Raw genomic sequence first — 17892 nt, 5'->3', positions numbered from 1 at the left:
AGATGAGAAAATATCTGTTAATCATATCAGCAGCCCTTGTGTTTGTGTTTGGTTGTAAAAAGGATGCTGACTTCCTGCAAACTGACCCTTCCAATATTCTGACAGACGAAACCGTGTGGAAAAGTGAAAGTCTGGTATTGTCAGTATTGGCTGATCTCTATAACCGTTATGTAGATCAACAAACTATAACCAACTGGGCTGAGTATACGAATTTTGACGAAGCATTCCCTTCTCAGGCCAGTGAATACTGGCGTGTACAGCAGATCGACTATCCTTATGACTGGTGGAATCTGTGGGATTATGGCCAGATGCGTGACCTGAATCTCTTTATTCAGAAGTGTACTGCAGCTACTGCCTTAAGTGAAGATGCACGTACCCGTTTTTTAGGTGAAGCCCGTTTCCTGCGTGCTGCACTGTATTTTGAAGAAGTAAAACGTATGGGTGGTGTTCCTTTGATCACCGAGCCTATGACTTACGACTTTAGTGGTGATCCTACCTATCTGCAACATGCAAGAGCAAAAGAATCTGAAATATATGATTTCGTGATTGCAGAAATGGATACCATCAAAACGATGTTACCTGATGATCCTGCCACACAATCAAGAGCTACCAAAGGTGTAGCATTGGCAATGCAGGCCAGAGCAGCTTTGTATGCCGCTTCTATTGCAAAATATGGCGCAGGTACACCATCTGTAGCCACTGCCGGGGGCGAAGTAGGTATACCTGCTGATAAGGCAGCGGGCTACTATCAGAAAGCACTGGCGGCCGCACAGGAGATTATTAATGGTGGTAAGTATTCCCTTTATCAGAAGAAAGCGGAAGATCTGCAGGACAACTTCGCAGCCACTTTTTATGATAAGTCAAACAACCCGGAAGTCATCTTCGCACAGGATTTCAAATTGAAAAGCGGAAAGGTACAGGGATGGACTATTGCTAACCAGCCATGGTCTTCAGCTGAAGAGCAACAGGGTGGTCGTGTTAATCCTTCCCTTAACCTCGCTGAGCAGTTTGAAAAACTGGATAACACATATGCACCGTTTGCTACTAACTCAGGCAGCGACTATATCTACTACGAGAATCCGGGTGACATTTTCGCTGGCAGAGATGCAAGATTAGGGGGCACTATTATGCTGCCTGGTTCTAAATTCAAAGGCAAGGACCTGGATATCTGGGCTGGTATCATGTATTGGAATAATGGTGCTTACAGCATCATCAGCGGTGATACTTATGGTGAAATCGGTAACATTCCCGGTGGCCCTACAGGCGTGCAGATAGTAGGTACCGATGGTCCTATCGATGGTAAAGAATATTCTGCACAGACAGGTTTCCTGGTACGTAAGTTCATGGATCCTGCAGTAGGTTCCGGACAGCTGGGTACACAAAGTGAGGTTTGGTGGGTACGCTACCGTTATGCAGAAGTGTTGCTGAATGCAGCAGAAGCGGCTTTCGAACTGAATCAGCCTGCTGTAGCAGCTGGTTATATGAACACTGTGCGTGCAAGAGCAGGACTGACGACACCACTGACTGCTGCTGACATCACCTTTGACAGGATCGTACATGAAAGGAAAGTAGAACTGGCATTTGAAGGTCACGAAATGTTTGATAACAAACGCTGGCGCCTGGCCCATAAAGTCTGGAATGGTGAAAGCATCAGTGCAAGCGAAGTGGTATCCAACATTGGTAAAGCTGATAAAATAAATACCCAGATTTATGGTCTCTGGCCTTACAAGATTTATAATCCAGGTAGTGCAAATGATGGTAAATATGTGTTCAAAGTGGTGAAATCTGCTAACGTAACTGCCGCACACCGTTTCAACCTGGGTAATTATTACTCTTCTATCTCAGCAGACATTCTGAGTAATAATCCTAAGCTGGTAAAGAATCCTAATCAGTAAAATGAAAATTATGTTTCGTAGAAAATATATCACCGGTCTATTGATTGCCATGACTGCATTTGCATGCAAGAAGGATAATTATGATGAACCAAAGACTATCTTCAAGGGTAGTATCACTTACCAGGGAGAAGCCATTAATGTTGCTTCGCTGGCTGTATATTTTGAACTATGGGAACCAGGTTGGGGTAAGAGCGGCGCGATTGCGGTGCAGATTCAGGAAGATGGTTCTTTCTCTTCCCTCTTGTTTAACGGTAATTATAAACTGATTATCCCTGCTGGTCAGGGGCCATTCAGATCAGTGACAAATAACGCTACTAATAGTGACACTATTCCGCTGAACCTGACTGGCAGCACGACCATGAATATTGAGGTAATGCCTTATTACATGATCCGTAACCAGCAGATTGCAAAAAGTGGTACGACAGCAGCAGCTACTTTTAAACTGGAACAGATTATCACGGATGCGAATGCCAGAAGCATTGAAAACGTGTATCTTTATCTGAACCAGACGACCATCGTAGATCAAAGCAATTATAAAGTGCGGACTGCGCTGGCTGGCAGCAGTATTACTGATCTGAATAACGTAGCCATGTCTGTAGACATACCAGCTTCTATGTCATCAGTAGGTACCACGGGCGCTCAGAATTATGCATATGCAAGGATTGGGGTGAAGATTGCCGGTGTGGAAGATCTGCTTTATTCTACTATAGTTAAAATTGACCTTTAATATTTGTCATCAATGGACCGCTGAGTGCAATGAAAATTTGCATTCAGCGGTTTTTTAATTTTTGTATATGAAATCTATTATCCGGCTTTGTATCCTGCTCTGTGTCTTTGCCTGCAATGCACAGCAGAAAACCACCTTTCACAACCCCCTCCTGTCTTCCGGGCCTGATCCCTGGGTAACGTACAAAGATGGGTATTACTACTACATGCATACCGTAGGCAATCACCTGGAGCTCTGGAAAACGGCTAATATGGCAAGACTGGAAGATGCCCCTCACAAAAGCATCTGGACACCGCCTGCTACCGGACCTTATTCAAAAGACATCTGGGCGCCGGAAATCCACTTCCTGCAGGGCAAATGGTATATCTATTTTTGTGCGGATGGGGGCGACAACCAAAATCACCGCATTTATGTGCTGGAAAACAGTTCTCCCGATCCTATGGCAGGTACCTGGGAAATGAAAGGGAAGGTGGCCGATCCTTCCGATAAGTGGGCCATTGATGCGTCTGTATTTGAGCACGAACAAAAGTTGTATATGATCTGGTCTGGTTGGGAAGGGGATAACAATGGAGAGCAGGACATCTATATCGCAGAAATGAAGGATCCTCTCACGATCACGGGCCCACGGGTGCGACTATCCCGCCCTGTCTATGACTGGGAGAAATTTGGTGACCTGAATGATCCGAACCTGCCACACGTCAATGTAAATGAGGGGCCGGAGATCCTGAAGCATGGTAATAAGCTGTTCCTGTTTTACAGTGCATCTGCCTGTTGGACAGATTATTATGCATTAGGTATGCTGGTAACGGATGGGAACAGTAACCTCCTGGATACCGCCAGCTGGAAGAAGCATGCAACGCCAATGTTCCTGCAATCACCTGAAACCGGAGTGTATGCACCGGGGCACAATTCCTTTTTTACAACTCCTGACGGCAAGCAAAACTGGATCTTGTATCATGCCAATGATCATGCAGGAGATGGGTGCGGAAACAGGCGTTCCCCCCGTATGCAATCCTTCACCTGGGACAAGGATGGGATGCCTGTTTTGGGCAAACCAGTGTCTGTAAAGACAGAATTACGAGTGCCTTAATTATTAATTTAATATGTTTCGCAATGATACATAAATGCAGGCTCATTGGGCGTTGTTAACATTTGTTAATGACAGGAAAGTGTGATGCAAAATTCATGATACTGCTGTATCTTTTCCTACGAAATCGGTTAAGTTTAAGGGCGCACCGCAAAACAGCACTAAACAGCACTATCAACATTTTATTCCACAAACATATGCCGTCAATAGTATTGCATTATGTTATCATTGCGAGCATTACAGTTGTTTTTGTATTAGTAAACAAAATCTATGGCCACAAAGGCAAGGTGAGCAAAGAGAGACATCAGACAACAGTGTACCACTACAGCAGCAGAAAAGCGACGCATTGATAACCCTCATTTAAGAACACAAAAGAATTACTGCGAAAGGGAGTTTTCGCAATTGTGGTTTCCTGTACCATATTGAAGATCCTTCCCTTTCTTTTTAGTCTACAAAATTTATGGACTATTTTTTGGAAATTAGGTTAGCTCCCGTTAAATTTGTTCTTACCACCACCTGATACAGTCCACCACTGTTCAAGCAAATTCAGTTTTATTATTCACCCTGGAAATAATTGATCCTTTACCGGACATGGTATTGCTATGCATATACTACCTGGTCAGGGTCCAAAAATCAACCTTCTGTTCTCTGTTGTTAGGTCTGTAGGGATGTGTCAGCAGCCTTGCAGACCTTTTAAATCGAAAAGTCATGAAACTGAACTTATGCAGACAGTATGCGGCCTCATTTGCATCCCTGGGTGTCATCGCGGTGATTACCGCATTTACCATATCGGTGAGTGTAGAACAACATCAGTTAAATAACCAGCAGGATGCCCCTGCCATTAAGGTAGCGGTAGCCAATGCTGATTCCTTATCAAAGATCGTCTGTATCGATACCAGGCACTAAATAAAAGACAAGTACACATATGCATCTGAAACCAGTAAACATAGTCAGCGGCTATAGCCGGGAACAATTCACTTCCGAATTTGTAACACCCGGCATACCAGCGTTGATTAAGGACTTTATTTTACCGGAGAGCCAGGAAATATTGACAAAATGGAACTATGATTATTTTAAGAAAGAAGCCGGTGATACATTGGTTGCAGTGCATGAAAAAGAGAATGCGCACCTGGACAAGGCCACCAGTCAGGCTGGGAATACAATGAAGTTTGGGGATTACCTCGATCTGATAGCAGCCGCACCTACTGAAAGCCGGTTATTTCTTTTCAACCTGCTGCGCGAAAGACCGGATATCCGGAAGGAGCTGCAGGTACGAAAGCTGGCAGACAATCTGCTGACCTGGTTGCCGTTCCTGTTCTTTGGTGGTGAGGGATCATCTGTGCGATACCATTACGATATCGATATGTCGCATGTATTTCTCACACAATTGCATGGTGTAAAACGGGTATGGCTTTTCCCGAACGATCAGGCAAACCTGTTATATCGTTTACCCTGGAACTTTCATGGACTGGCGGACCTGCGGTAGCCTGATTATGAAAAATATCCAGGTTTGCGCCTGTTAGACGGATATGAGTGTAAGCTGGGTGTGGGAGATACGATCTTTATTCCTTCAGGGTACTGGCATTATATACAGTATGAAACGGCAGGATATTCTGTGGCTTACAGGGCACTGCCGGTATCGCTAACCAAACGGGCCATCGGTGTGAGGAACATCTTTATTACCCGCCGTTTTGACGATGCGATGCGCAAGCTGCTGGGCAAAAGGTGGTTTGAATATAAAACGCAAACAGCCTATAACCGAGCTAACAGGGCGATCGCTATTTCACATTAAATACGAAACCAATACCATATACATTCTTGATACTGATATTAATATTATGTTGGAAATACTTTCTAAAACGTGAAATGAATACGTCGAGGCTACGGCCTACAAAGTAGTCGTTGGAGCCCCATACTTTAGTGAGGATCTCTTCCCGCTTCAATACACGATTTACATTGTTAAAGAACAATACCAGCAAATCGCACTCTCTTGGAGTGAGAATGATCTCTTCTCCCTGCTCCGTCACCAGCTTCAGTGAATCTACAAAGAGGTGGGTCGTCCCTATATTGATCACACTCTGTTGAGCTGGTTCTGCGCTCACAACAGGTTGCTTTCTCTTGATGATGTTACGGATGCGCAGTACCAGTTCATCTACATCAAAGGGTTTGACGACATAATCATCTGCACCTATCTTCAATCCGCTCAGCCGGTCATTCTTGTCCCCTCTTGCCGTTAGGAAAAGGAAGGGGACATGATTGTTGAGCCTAATGATCTGTTCCGCCAGTTCGAATCCATTCAATCCGGGGAGGTTTACATCTATGAGGAGAATGTGATAGGCATTGGGCGATTTCTCAAACAGGTCCAGGGCGGTCCGGCCATTTTGTTGCCAGTCCACATCAAAATCCATTAATTCCAGGTATTGTTTTACAACGTTTCCGAGGTCTGCTTCATCCTCTACTAACAGAATTTTGTGTTTCATCCCCTTACAATTTTCACTTAGGTATAATGATTACAAATGTACTTCCCATGCCAGGCTCGCTGTCCACTTTTACTGTCCATTGGTGGGCATCTATGCATTGCTTTACATAATGCAGGCCAAGTCCCAAACCCTTGGCATTTTGCGTCAGATCTTTCTGATTTCGGTAGAACTTGTCAAAGATATAACGGATTGTTTCTTTATCCATACCAATTCCATTATCACTGATCGAGATCTGTATATCAGTTTCTGTTTCCATGGTGGAGACCTGTATATGTTTTACCACCTGCAGGTTATATTTCACTGCGTTATCGAGGAGATTGAGCAGCAGGGTGGTAAAATGAAAACTGTCTGCATCGACTATAATTGTTTCCGGGCCAGGGATAAAAGACAGTTGAAGGTTGTCTGAAGGGAACTTGATACTAAAGTCGGTGAGTATCTCACTGATCAGCACATTCAAGTCTTCAGGGCCTTTCTGTACGTATAAATTATCGATGGTAGCAATGTCCAGCACCTGGCCGATCAGTAGCTTCAATCGTTGCGATTGCCGCTCTATGATGTCGGAGAGGGAGCGGATAGCGGTTTTATTTTCCAGCACCCGTTCGTTCTGAATGTTCTTATTGGCCACCATGATGGCGGAGAGTGGTGTATGGAACTCATGGGTGATATTGTTGATGAAATCTGTTTTTACATCGGCAATATGCTTCTGTTTGATCCAGTTGCGGAGTGTGATGAAGAACAGGATGATGATAGCCAATACCGAGAGCAGGCTCATGGTGAGGATGCCCTGCATTTGCTTGAACACTACCTGCCGGCGGTTGTATGGATCGGCGTAGAGTGAAAAACTAATGGCGTAAGTATACGGTTTTGGATCAGATACAAAGAGACCAATGATCTGACTTTGCTCATCGGGGTTAGCCAGGTCGCCGAATATTTTAATCCCTTTGGGTGTTTGAATAGCATCGTCTATGAGCGGGTATTTTTTTCGTTTGTCATAGATGTTTACGTATTTCAGATCAGCGAACTGCAGGTCAATGCGAGATACAACAAGCAGGTACCTGAGTGAATCGTGAATGCCTTCTTTGAGTTTGATATCTCTCAGCAGTGCATCTGCATTTTGTTTGTTGATGAGAGTATTGAAAACATTCCGGAGCATTATCTGGGATGTGCGATTGAAGCGGGCGGTATCACCAGCTTTGTAAAGTTTTTCGAGTTCGTGGTATTGCGGTGTTAACAGGCCATCAATAATATCTTTTCCACCTGGAAAGACGTGGTCGTTGATGATAGCTTTTGTATAACGTTCATTGATACGTCCTTTCTTTTCATAGTAGAATCTTCTGTTTAGCAGATCATAGGTATTGTATACTAACATGATCTGGACTATTGCCAATACAATGAAACAGATGACTGAAGAAGTGATGTAAACCTTAACCGGATGCCTCATGTAATAATTCCTGAAAGACAAATATATTCTTTCAATCGCCAGTTTAAACCCCAACCGCGTTTTTCTGTTCATATTTAAATATCGGGAATTTAAATTTCATTTACAATTCGTTTGAAATTCATTGACAACTTTTAATGAAAGGTATCGGTAATTTAGCGATACATAGTTTAAACGTTATTGATAGAGGCGGTGTCCTCTCCTTTGTGCTAAAATTTACCACGATACAAGTATTCTGAAGTTTAGATTGCATGCTGCAAGCCAGGCCGAGAACCAGGTCTCAACAGGTTTTTCATTCTTATTAGCCCCCTGGTATGCATGCAGTTTTTGTTATCCCCCGACCTTCTGTGTGTTGCCTCTGGCAATACACAGAAGGTCGGATTCAAACCGGGCAGATTTTGCCGGAGGCAAAATCTGCCCGGTTTGGGAGTAATTAATTTAAGTAAGGAGACCATTGGAATACTTTGTAGACATAAGTCCTAACCCACCCACCCCTGACGGAGTCAGGAAGCTTCATTTGTTATATTATGATTATCAGCTAGTTAACATTGTTTAACCCTGTCCTTCACAAGCTGGCAAACCTTTTGATTTACCTTAAGTGTTCTTCTATTACTCACCCATTAAAATGCGAAGTCGACATGGCAAAAAACCAAAATGAAGGAACAAAGCATGAAAGTGGAAAGAAAGTGAAGCACCCCAGTCAGGCTGAAGCCATTGGCCTGACCACCAACAAGGAAAAAACCAGGGGACCCCATCCTACCGGCGTGGCGAAAAAAGCGGGACATCGCGTGGCCAATCATGGTTAGCTTTCTTATATCTGATCTTACAGCATTTGTACCCCACTGTTGCGACCTATTGTCGCAATATCACAACTAATTTTTGTTTGTTATGGTAAAGAATACAATTACAGTATATATAGAGGGTCGGTCCTATCAAATTGTAATCAGTGTAAATGAAGCACGTCATGAAACCACCTATGAAGTAATCACAAGTGGTAACATTCTGAAAGATTTTATGCCGGATAATATGGATTGGCAGGAAGACAGTATGGCAATGCCGGCAGATAGGATCAGAATGGTGGAGAGTGAGCAGATCGCGCGAATTATCTGGACTGATATCCTTGATATGATGGAACGATAAAGTGCCCCAGGTAATAGATTGGAATGAGGTCGTATCTTAAGTAAGATACGGCCTCATTTTATTCGGATACCTAATGGAGATAGATAGTCCTTTAAGCACTTCTGAGGAGTTTATTTATTTTTGATACACTCTCATTATTTTTATTAAAATAATGGACCTTGGAAATGCTGCGTTATTTATTGAGGCCGTATAGTAGTGATGCATTTACGTAATTTTGGATAAGGTAGATAAAAGGTATACATTGTCTGAAAGTACCATCGAAGCGGGGCAATATTAATAACAATATGAACAAACAGGCATATGATGCAATCGTAGTAGGTGCAGGCCCCAACGGCCTGGCGGCAGCTATCACCCTGCAACAACAGGGTATACAGGTATTGCTGCTGGAAGGTCGTGATACCATTGGGGGCGGTCTCCGTTCCAAAGAACTCACCTTGCCTGGTTTTGTACATGACGTATGCTCTGCCATTCATCCTTTAGCAGCAGGATCTCCGTTTTTTCGGACCCTTCCACTGGCAGATTATGGACTGAAATTCCTGCAACCTGAAGTGGCCGCTGCACACCCATTTGACGATGGTACCGCAGCTGTATTAAATCGCTCACTGGATGAGACAGCAAAAGGACTCGGTATAGACGAACATAAATATCATCAACTCATGGACCCGGTAGTGAGGGATTGGCCAGCATTGGCACCTGCGTTACTGGGTCCATTGGCGTTTCCAAAGCATCCCGGTGCTATGGCGCGTTTTGGGCTGAAAGCGTTATTGCCAGCCAAAACCCTAGCGAACAGATTTCAGGGAAAGGCGGCCAGAGGCTTATTTGCCGGAATGGCGGCACATGCTATTCAGCCATTGACCAACCTCACGACAGCGGCTATAGGAATGGTCTTATTGGCCAATGGTCACCTGCAGGGATGGCCTGCACCACAAGGTGGCTCACAAGCCATCGCCGATGCACTGGCAGCTTACTTCGAATCTATTGGCGGCGAGATACAGACAAATACTTATGTACGCTCATTAAATGACCTGCCTCCTGCCCGCACTATATTGTTGGATGTAACACCCAAACAATTACTGGAAATAGCTGGCGACAAAATAAAAGGACTATACAAATACCAATTGCAACGCTACCGCTACGGTATGGGCGTATTCAAAATAGACTGGGCATTGGATGGTCCGATCCCTTTTGTCAATGAACATTGCCGCAAAGCTGGTACCCTGCATCTGGGCAATACACTGGAAGAGATCACTGCCAATGAACAACTCACTTCAAAAGGACATCATCCTGACAACCCTTTTGTACTGCTGGCACAGCAAAGCATCTTCGACCCAACCCGTGCTCCTGAAGGCAAACATACTGCCTGGGCCTATTGCCATGTTCCCCATGGTTCTATAGTAGACATGACTGCGCAGATCGAAAATCAGGTAGAGCGCTTTGCCCCCGGTTTCCGTGATCGCATCATTGGCAGGCATACCATGAACACCCGGCAAATGGAAGACTACAATCCTAACTACATTGGTGGCGATATCAACGGTGGAATATTAGATATTACACAACTATATACAAGACCTGCTATCAGACTCTCTCCCTATAGCACCCCTGCAAAAGGTATTTATGTTTGTTCCTCTGCAACCCCTCCCGGTGGCGGCGTTCACGGCATGTGTGGCTACCACGCTGCAAAGAAATCCCTGAAAGACATCTTTAATATCTATTAACAATCCATTTGAAATCCATTGACAGGTTTGTAACCGACCTGTGCTTATTTTTATATAGAATCGTGTTGACCTGACACTGCAGACCAAAATCAAAAGACACATTTTTAGAGCGCACTTTATTAACTAAACGCATAACGCCCTTTATGATGACCCGTAATTTTACAAAGCTATCTTTGTTCGCTGTATGCCTATGCAGTAGTCTTGGCGCCCTTGCCCAGACAGACCTTACCGCAAATGCTGGTACCGTCACTGTTCAGTATAACAACGATGACAACGCAAAGGAAAACTATCAGAGCATCACTGACAATGATGTAAACACCAAGTACTATACTGCCCACACAGACATCTGGATACAGTATCAGTCGGCCTATTCAGCCATTTTGAGCCAATACTCCGTTTCTTCTGCCAATGATGCATCGACAAGAGATCCTAAGGATTGGGTGCTCTTAGGTTCCAATGACGGCAGTAACTGGGTAACACTGGATAGTCAGACTGCACAAACATTTGCAGCCCGCTATCAGACTAACACTTATACGGTATCCGGTACTGCTGCTTACCTTTATTTTCGCTTGCACATCACTGCCAGCAATGGCGCTGGCGCCATTCAGTTTTCAGAATGGAGACTGTCCGGATCAGCTGCAGGACCTGCTGCACCCACTCAACTCACCGCCAGCATTTCAGGATACAATGCATACCTGAGCTGGTCGGATAATTCTACGAATGAAACAGGCTTTATCATTTCCAGTTCTATTGATGGGGTTACTTTCAATACGCTGGATACTGTAGCGGCAAATGTGCATCACTATGCCGATAGCGGTCTGAGTGTAGGTACGGCTTACATTTACCATGTGAGAGCTATCAACACAGTCGGTGTATCTGCTATCGCAAAATCAGGTGTAGTAAGAACTGCTGCTGCACCTTATGCCATTGATCTGACTGATTATGTAAATGGCAAAGTTTCAGACCAGTTCAATACCACTGGTGGAGAAGGTATTGCAAAAACTGTTGACAACAGCATCTATACCAAATACCTCGCATACAATCCAACTACCTGGGTTATATATCATCTGGCTAATCCCGGTGTTGCTACACAGTATGCCATTACCTCCGGTAATGATGCGGATGGCAGAGACCCTAAAAACTGGGTGTTTGAAGGTTCTAACGACAGTACCACGTGGGTAACACTGCATAGTGAAACAAATCAGGTATTCACAGGCAGACAAAAAAAGAGAACCTTTGTATTCTCCAACACGACTGCTTATACATACTACCGTTTAAACATTACTGCGAATAACGGCGATGATTTGATTCAGTTCTCAGAATTGGAAATCTATGGTACTGGTAGTGGTTCTCTCCCTACAGGTGCACCTGCGGCGCCTTCGGACTTAGTCACCACAAGCGTTTCCGGCAACCAGATTATTCTGGACTGGTCTGATAATGCAACGACTGAAACCAGTTATCGCTTAGAGCGGTCTGCTGATAGCAGCAACTGGGATTTTTCAAAAGTATTAAATCCAAACTCTACTCATTTCTATTCACTGGAATTGTCTCCGTTCACTACTTACTATTATCGGGTGAGAGCAGAAAACAGCGCTGGCAATTCTGCATGGGTATATGCGAGTGATACCACTTTGACAAATGCGCCACCTGCTACCTGGAAGGAGCATTGGTTTGAGCACAGAGAGCTATTATCATTGGTGTATAGCAATAGCAGCATCAATATGTACTATGATAGTGCTGTACCACGCACGGTGACCTGGATGAATGATGATATGACAAAGGTGTGGGATTATGTAAAATCAAATTACGGCACCTTTAGTGATCCGAAATTAAACATGGTATATCATAGTGTGAGTGGGTTCTCCGGTGGTCATCCGGCTACTGTATTTGATAGTTCACACGATTATCGCAACGTCGCTGATCTGGGTGGTGACTGGACCACGAGAAGTGATTGGAACCTTGGTGCATCTATACATGAGGTTGGGCATATCGTAGAAGGTGGTAGCAAGGGTGTCATGAATTCACCTGCATTTGCAATATGGCATGATAGTAAATGGATGGAGATTTTCATTTATGATGTGGAAAAGAGATTGGGTTGGAATGATGATGCACAGGGCACTTACAACGATGTAATTGGTGGTGTGGAGAACTATCCTAAGCCAGGTACGCATTGGTTCAGAGACTGGTTCTATCCTATTTATTCCCGTTCTGATTCCAGTGCTGCACTGAACAGATATTTTACATTATTGTCTGAATATTTCCCTCAGCATAATGGAGAGTATACCCGTGATCTGAATCTTGGTGAGTTTGTGCATTTTTGGAGTGGTGCTGTGAAATATAGTCTGAAGAAACAGGCAGATACTGCATTTAAGTGGGATGATGAACTGGAAATGCAGTTTAAGCAGGCACAGATCGATTTTCCATTTACTTATCCTGACGAACCGGTAGTACCTGATACAACTACCATTGATACAGTAAAAGTGCCTACCTGCCATGTATGGCCAAATCCAGCTTCAGGGTATGTGAATGTATCCCTGCCGGGTAAGGTAGCGAAGTATGTAGTATCATTATATGGTATTAATGGTGTAAAGCATATTTCGCGCATAGCGCAGGGGAATAGTATTAGTCTGAATGTGAGTGGATTGCCGGGAGGCCTATATATAGTTACAGTGGCAGATGAGCGGCAGCGGGTAGTATCAAGACAAAAAATAATTGTAAGTAACGGACGTTCTTCCAAATAGCCGCTCGTTATTTAAGCCGGCCGCACGGCTCTACAATCCAAAAGCGTTTGCCTTCGGCAAGCGCTTTTTTTTATAATATGAATGGTACTTCCGTCCTTTCTACACGACATCCCTCCTGAAAAACCATTTATTCCCTCTTTAAACCAAATTACATGACATCAAAACTCGGCGTATTTGCTTTCTACGCCCTCATCTTATGCTGCGCTTGCAGTAAGGAGGCAGCTTCACCTCCACCCCTCGCATCTGCCTCAGCCCTACAAACGACTGCTGTCGGTTCAGCAATAAACAGCAGCTGGTCAGTAAACTGGAACAACTATGCCGATGGTACTTACGCCAGCTCCTCAGCAGCCTCCGACTTCGGCAACATCACCGGCTGGGTCGATAGCCGTTGCTGGATCTCCAACGGTAACTGCCGCATTAAACTCCTGGCCAATGCGCTCTCCGGCGCCGGCGGCGTTATCGGCAATGTCGACATTTCGGACGGCTCTGCCTATGAAGTAGACTATGACATTCGTTTTCATAGTCAGTTCGAATGGTCCAGAGGTGGTAAGCTGGGCTTCGGTTTTTCCATCGGCGATGGCAATACCGGCGGTGACCCGGGATGGGATGGCAATGGTGGCAGTGCACGCCTCATGTGGTATCAAACCGATGCCGGCCGCGTGTTCTTCCAACCCTATCTCTACTTCAAAGACCAATCAGGCACCTATGGAGAAACTTTCGGTAAATCGTACCCTTCTTCAGGCAGCCTCAATAAAGGACAATGGTATCATGTACACCTGTATGTAAAAAGCAATACCGGTAGTAACACAGATGGTCACGTTCAATACGTGATCGACAATACGATCGTATTAGACAGAGATATCCGCTGGACAACCAATGACAGCAAACGCCTGATCAAAGGATTGACCTTCCACACCTTCAGGGGTGGTAGTGAAGACTATTGGGAAGCTTCAGCAGATGGATACATCTACTATGATAATCTTGTAGTGCACAAGATCAGCAGTTGACAAGCAGTTCGATAAGTATAGTCACAGACACTCCTGGCAAAGCAGTATCGCATTACTGTGGCGCCGGGAGTTGTTGGTTTATAGACCTGCCATTTCCCGCTTGGCGAGTCGTAACCACTGAGCATTCATCCTGCGTACATATCTTGGATGCAGGTGAAACTCTTCTTTAATAGTCTGAAACTGTTGCAACGCTTCTTTGTTCCTGTTTTGATTTTTGAGAAATAGGCCATAGTGATACATGGCATCGATAGAGTGATGTACACGAATCACTTTCTTATACACCTCTTCAGCAGGTGGTAGCATACCTGTGGCTTCCAGTGCCCGTGCATACATCAGTTCATCTTCCTGTTTGATCAGGTTCGCATTTGTCTGTGCAAATGCTTTTTCCATGTAGACAATACTGTCCGCAAAGCGCTGATCAAAGAAATAAAAGCGTCCCAGCTGTTGTAAAATGCCTAAATCTTTAGGAAAGCTTTTCCGGCATTCTTCTGCCAGTGAAATGGCTTTGTCATATTGTTGCTGGTCAGCGTAGGCGGCTGCCAGTCCCATTTTGTTAGCAACGGTATCAGATATCCTGAGACGGTGTTCCCACTCTCTGATAGCGGCTTTTGGGAAAAATACCCGTTGTAGGTTAGGTAAGAACTCTCCCCTGTTGATTTCTGGTAATATTTCACGGACAAAGTAGATGATACATCCGATCATGGGTAAGAAGATCAGGAGATAGATATAGTCCCTTTTGCCTGTTTTAAGACAATGGATAATACAAACAATCTGTAAAATAATAATCAGGTAATAGGAGTCGTTCCAGAAGCCAAAAATGTTCATGGTGTAAAAATAAAAAAATTGATTTATCCAGTTATTGCTTTCCTGGCAGAATGATGTGAAAGATCGTCCCTTCATTTGGGGCTGACAGCACATACATATGTCCGCCATGGTTCCCCACTATTCTTCTGCACAACGACAATCCGATACCTGATCCGGGATATTGGTTCCTGTTATGCAGGCGTTTAAACACTTCAAAGATCTGCTCTGAATATTTATTATCAAAGCCTATCCCGTTATCTCTGAATGAAATATCGTAATACTGTCTGCCCTGCTCCGGCATACGCAGGTAATTAGCCACTTCTGCCAGTGAAATAACGCGGGCCTGTATTTCTACCACCGGTGTTGCACCTTCCTGTGTAAATTTCAACGCATTACTCATCAGGTTGTAAAATAACTGATTCATTTGCAATGGCACGCCCTGTATCACAGGCAATTTACCAATATTAATCCGGGCTTTCTTTTCTTCAATGATCAATTCAAAATCCTTGCTCACCATCAGTAGCAGCTCTGTCAGATCTACATCCCGCATCATATTCCCCGTTTCCAGCAGGCGGGAAAATTCCAGCAGGTCTTTGATTAACATAGACATACGTTCGGACGACTGATTGATTTTGTCTACCAGGCGTTTATGTTCAATATTCAGGTCATCTTTGTTCGATAACAGGTCTGCATAGATCCGGATTTTGCGCAAAGGCTCCTGCAGGTCATGACTCGCTACATACGCATATTGTTCCAGCTCCTGGTTAGAACGCACCAGGTGCAAATTTGCCTCCTGCAATTCTTCGTTCATCGCCGCCAGTTCTTCATTGGAAGCAGCCAGTTCTTCTGTACGCTCTAGTACTTCAGATTCCAGGAAACTCTGATTTTCCAGGATCTTATTTTTGGCTAGTACCTGTTGGGTTACATCTGTGGCCATATTCATAATAGCATACACTTCCCCCTGCGGATTAAGCAATGGCTTGAAGGTAATATTCAGGTACAGAAGTGTTGCACGGCCATTGATCACAAGATCGATCGGCATTTCACGACCATGATATACCTCTCCTGAATTGAAGATATGATCCATGATATTGAGGAAAGAGTGTCCGTGAATCTCTGGTATTGCCCTGGTTAGTGGAAGGCCAATGATGGCGCTACCCCTGTCCCATAAATTGAGCATTGCCTCATTGGCTACTTCGATGATCAGTTCTCTGCCTACATAAAGGGCGGTCGGTACAGGTGCTTCTTCCACCAGTGAGCGGAACCTGTTTTCACTTTCAAGAAGGGCTTTTTGTGTTTCCAGTTCTGTACGCAGGTCTCTGGCTACACCTGCTACCGCAATCGGTTTTCCGCTCATAGGGCTATCCAGCCTGAAAGCGTTCGTCATGAATGGCAGTGGTTCTCCTGTTTCCTGATGTTGGTAGGTTTGTCTACCCGTCCATTTACCTTCTCTGAGCAGTTCGGGAATGATTGAGTCCTTTACCTGATTGAAAAAGGTTGGCTCAAAAAAGTCTTTCATAGAGTGAGTAATGGCTGAAGCTTTGTTGGGTAAGCCCAGCAACCGGACGCCTGCCTCGTTGATGTAGGTGACATTGCCTTCGAGGTTGCTGACCATGATCAGGTCATTACTGTTTTCTACCAATGACAGGAGTTGTTGCTGTTCTTTGCGTACGGCTACTTCATTGCCTATATCAAAAGCGATAGCGAGGATGTGTGTGGAATTGGCTTCTTCCATTGCCACGGTAGCAATGTTCACCTGTACCCAGCGTACACTGCCATCCTGGTGATAGTATTGTTTGATCTGGTTGTAAAATTCCTGTTCGCCATTGACAAGGCTGGCGAATAACTTGTCGCTTTCCCCTCTGTAGTCTGCCTGCACAATACTTCTGTAGTGCATACCTGACAGCTCTGGCTGTGCATATCCCAGTAATCCTGCAAAGGCTTTATTCACCTCCTGTATGACCCCGTTTTTATCAAGGAAGGCCATGCTGATACTTGAATTATTAAATGCCAGGAGGAAACGTTGTTCTACTTCTTTGAGCAGACGGGTATGTTCCCTGGATTCTGTCACATCCAGACCGATGCCTGAAAAAGATACAGGCCTGCCCGTGAGGTCATAGTAATATTTACCCCTGATTTTGACCCAGTGTACAGTGCCGTCTTTCCATATGAACCGGCATTCGTAGCTGAGTATACCAGTGTCCATGGCTTCTTCATAAGCGGCCTCTCTTATCTTGCGGTCTTCGGGGTGTACATAAGGGAGAAAAATATCTCTGAATTGAGTGCCTCCCATCCGTTCGCCCATGATCATGTGTGCGAGCGAGGGGGAATAGGTGATGGTATCACTGGCGAAATCGATGGTGAATGATCCGGCACCGGAACTTTCCATAGCGATAGTGGAGAGTCTTTCTGCTACTTCGGCTTTTTCATTGGCGGCGACTTCACTGGTGATGTCCATCGCCATGCCGGAGAGGCGTGCAGCTGAATCTTCAGGGGTGAAGTATACCTGCCCTTTTACCTGTATCCAGCGCAGCGAGCGATTATCTACATCGGCAGTTCTGAATCGCAGGTTGATGCTGTTGTCAACTTGCTTTTGTATGAGTTTCTTAGCGGACTCACGCACCTGTTGCCTGTCTGCCGGATGTAGGCTGCCTAACAACATTTCATAGGTAATATTTGTCACCGGCGGTAAGCCGAATAGCTCTTTACATGTGGTGTCCAGTATTACTTTATTCTGAAGAATATCAATATCCCAAATACCGATACCTACGGCATGAAGGGTGGCTTTTATCTGTTGTATCTCCTGACCAACGGGAGCGGTCTGATCAGATGGGGGATTCTCATGCATAATCTGTGAT

Annotated in this window: 15 protein-coding genes; 11 read left to right on the top strand and 4 right to left on the bottom strand. The window is 44.7% G+C overall.

Annotated features, from left to right (window positions below):
- The first annotated feature begins 2 nt into the window (after positions 1-2).
- From QQL36_RS06300 to QQL36_RS06275, 6 genes are all read left to right on the top strand, one after another.
- Complete coding sequence (locus tag QQL36_RS06300; protein ID WP_321569323.1) at positions 3-1895, top strand: RagB/SusD family nutrient uptake outer membrane protein; 1893 nt, start codon at positions 3-5, stop codon at positions 1893-1895.
- Positions 1896-1905: 10 nt separating this feature from the next.
- Complete coding sequence (locus QQL36_RS06295; RefSeq protein WP_321569322.1) at positions 1906-2622, top strand: DUF3823 domain-containing protein; 717 nt, start codon at positions 1906-1908, stop codon at positions 2620-2622.
- A 67-nt stretch (positions 2623-2689) separates the two neighbouring features.
- Complete coding sequence (locus tag QQL36_RS06290; RefSeq protein WP_083722237.1) at positions 2690-3712, top strand: family 43 glycosylhydrolase; 1023 nt, start codon at positions 2690-2692, stop codon at positions 3710-3712.
- A 705-nt stretch (positions 3713-4417) separates the two neighbouring features.
- Positions 4418-4615: a hypothetical protein gene (locus tag QQL36_RS06285; protein ID WP_321569321.1), complete on the top strand. Its 198-nt coding sequence runs from the start codon at positions 4418-4420 to the stop codon at positions 4613-4615.
- 19 nt (positions 4616-4634) lie between these two features.
- Positions 4635-5195: a cupin-like domain-containing protein gene (locus QQL36_RS06280; RefSeq protein WP_321569320.1), complete on the top strand. Its 561-nt coding sequence runs from the start codon at positions 4635-4637 to the stop codon at positions 5193-5195.
- 24 nt (positions 5196-5219) lie between these two features.
- On the top strand, positions 5220-5501 hold the full coding sequence (locus tag QQL36_RS06275) for a hypothetical protein (protein WP_321569319.1): 282 nt from the start codon (positions 5220-5222) through the stop codon (positions 5499-5501).
- On the opposite strand, the gene QQL36_RS06270 is transcribed toward QQL36_RS06275, so the two are convergent.
- Both QQL36_RS06270 and QQL36_RS06265 read right to left on the bottom strand, forming a co-directional pair.
- On the bottom strand, positions 5488-6189 hold the full coding sequence (locus QQL36_RS06270; RefSeq protein WP_083722241.1) for a response regulator transcription factor: 702 nt from the start codon (positions 6187-6189) through the stop codon (positions 5488-5490). The two genes, QQL36_RS06275 and QQL36_RS06270, sit on opposite strands and share 14 nt — an antisense overlap.
- A 13-nt stretch (positions 6190-6202) precedes the next feature.
- Positions 6203-7702: a HAMP domain-containing sensor histidine kinase gene (locus QQL36_RS06265; RefSeq protein WP_321569318.1), complete on the bottom strand. Its 1500-nt coding sequence runs from the start codon at positions 7700-7702 to the stop codon at positions 6203-6205.
- 563 nt (positions 7703-8265) lie between these two features.
- Here QQL36_RS06265 and QQL36_RS06260 point away from each other — a divergent pair.
- The 5 genes from QQL36_RS06260 to QQL36_RS06240 all read left to right on the top strand — a co-directional run bounded on the left by QQL36_RS06260 (position 8266) and on the right by QQL36_RS06240 (position 14230).
- Positions 8266-8433 carry a hypothetical protein gene (locus tag QQL36_RS06260; protein ID WP_321569317.1) on the top strand — a complete coding sequence of 56 codons (168 nt, stop codon included), beginning with the start codon at positions 8266-8268 and terminating at the stop codon, positions 8431-8433.
- A gap of 82 nt (positions 8434-8515) precedes the next feature.
- Positions 8516-8767 (top strand): hypothetical protein, encoded by a 252-nt coding sequence (locus QQL36_RS06255; protein WP_083722243.1) that lies wholly within the window; start codon positions 8516-8518, stop codon positions 8765-8767.
- 284 nt (positions 8768-9051) lie between these two features.
- Complete coding sequence (locus QQL36_RS06250; RefSeq protein ID WP_083722244.1) at positions 9052-10482, top strand: phytoene desaturase family protein; 1431 nt, start codon at positions 9052-9054, stop codon at positions 10480-10482.
- 143 nt (positions 10483-10625) lie between these two features.
- Entirely contained in the window at positions 10626-13223 is a 2598-nt protein-coding gene (locus QQL36_RS06245) for a T9SS type A sorting domain-containing protein (RefSeq protein ID WP_083722245.1), read from the top strand.
- Positions 13224-13375: 152 nt separating this feature from the next.
- Positions 13376-14230, top strand: a complete 855-nt coding sequence (locus QQL36_RS06240; RefSeq protein WP_321569316.1) for a polysaccharide lyase — start codon at positions 13376-13378, stop codon at positions 14228-14230.
- A 78-nt stretch (positions 14231-14308) separates the two neighbouring features.
- On the opposite strand, the gene QQL36_RS06235 is transcribed toward QQL36_RS06240, so the two are convergent.
- On the bottom strand, positions 14309-15055 hold the full coding sequence (locus tag QQL36_RS06235) for a tetratricopeptide repeat protein (protein ID WP_321569315.1): 747 nt from the start codon (positions 15053-15055) through the stop codon (positions 14309-14311).
- A gap of 31 nt (positions 15056-15086) precedes the next feature.
- Positions 15087-17882 carry a PAS domain S-box protein gene (locus QQL36_RS06230; RefSeq protein ID WP_321569314.1) on the bottom strand — a complete coding sequence of 932 codons (2796 nt, stop codon included), beginning with the start codon at positions 17880-17882 and terminating at the stop codon, positions 15087-15089.
- Positions 17883-17892: the final 10 nt, after the last annotated feature.

The sequence above is a fragment of the Chitinophaga sp. LS1 genome (genome assembly GCF_034274695.1).
Lineage (GTDB): Bacteria > Bacteroidota > Bacteroidia > Chitinophagales > Chitinophagaceae > Chitinophaga.
This window is presented reverse-complemented; position numbering and strand designations above follow the sequence as displayed.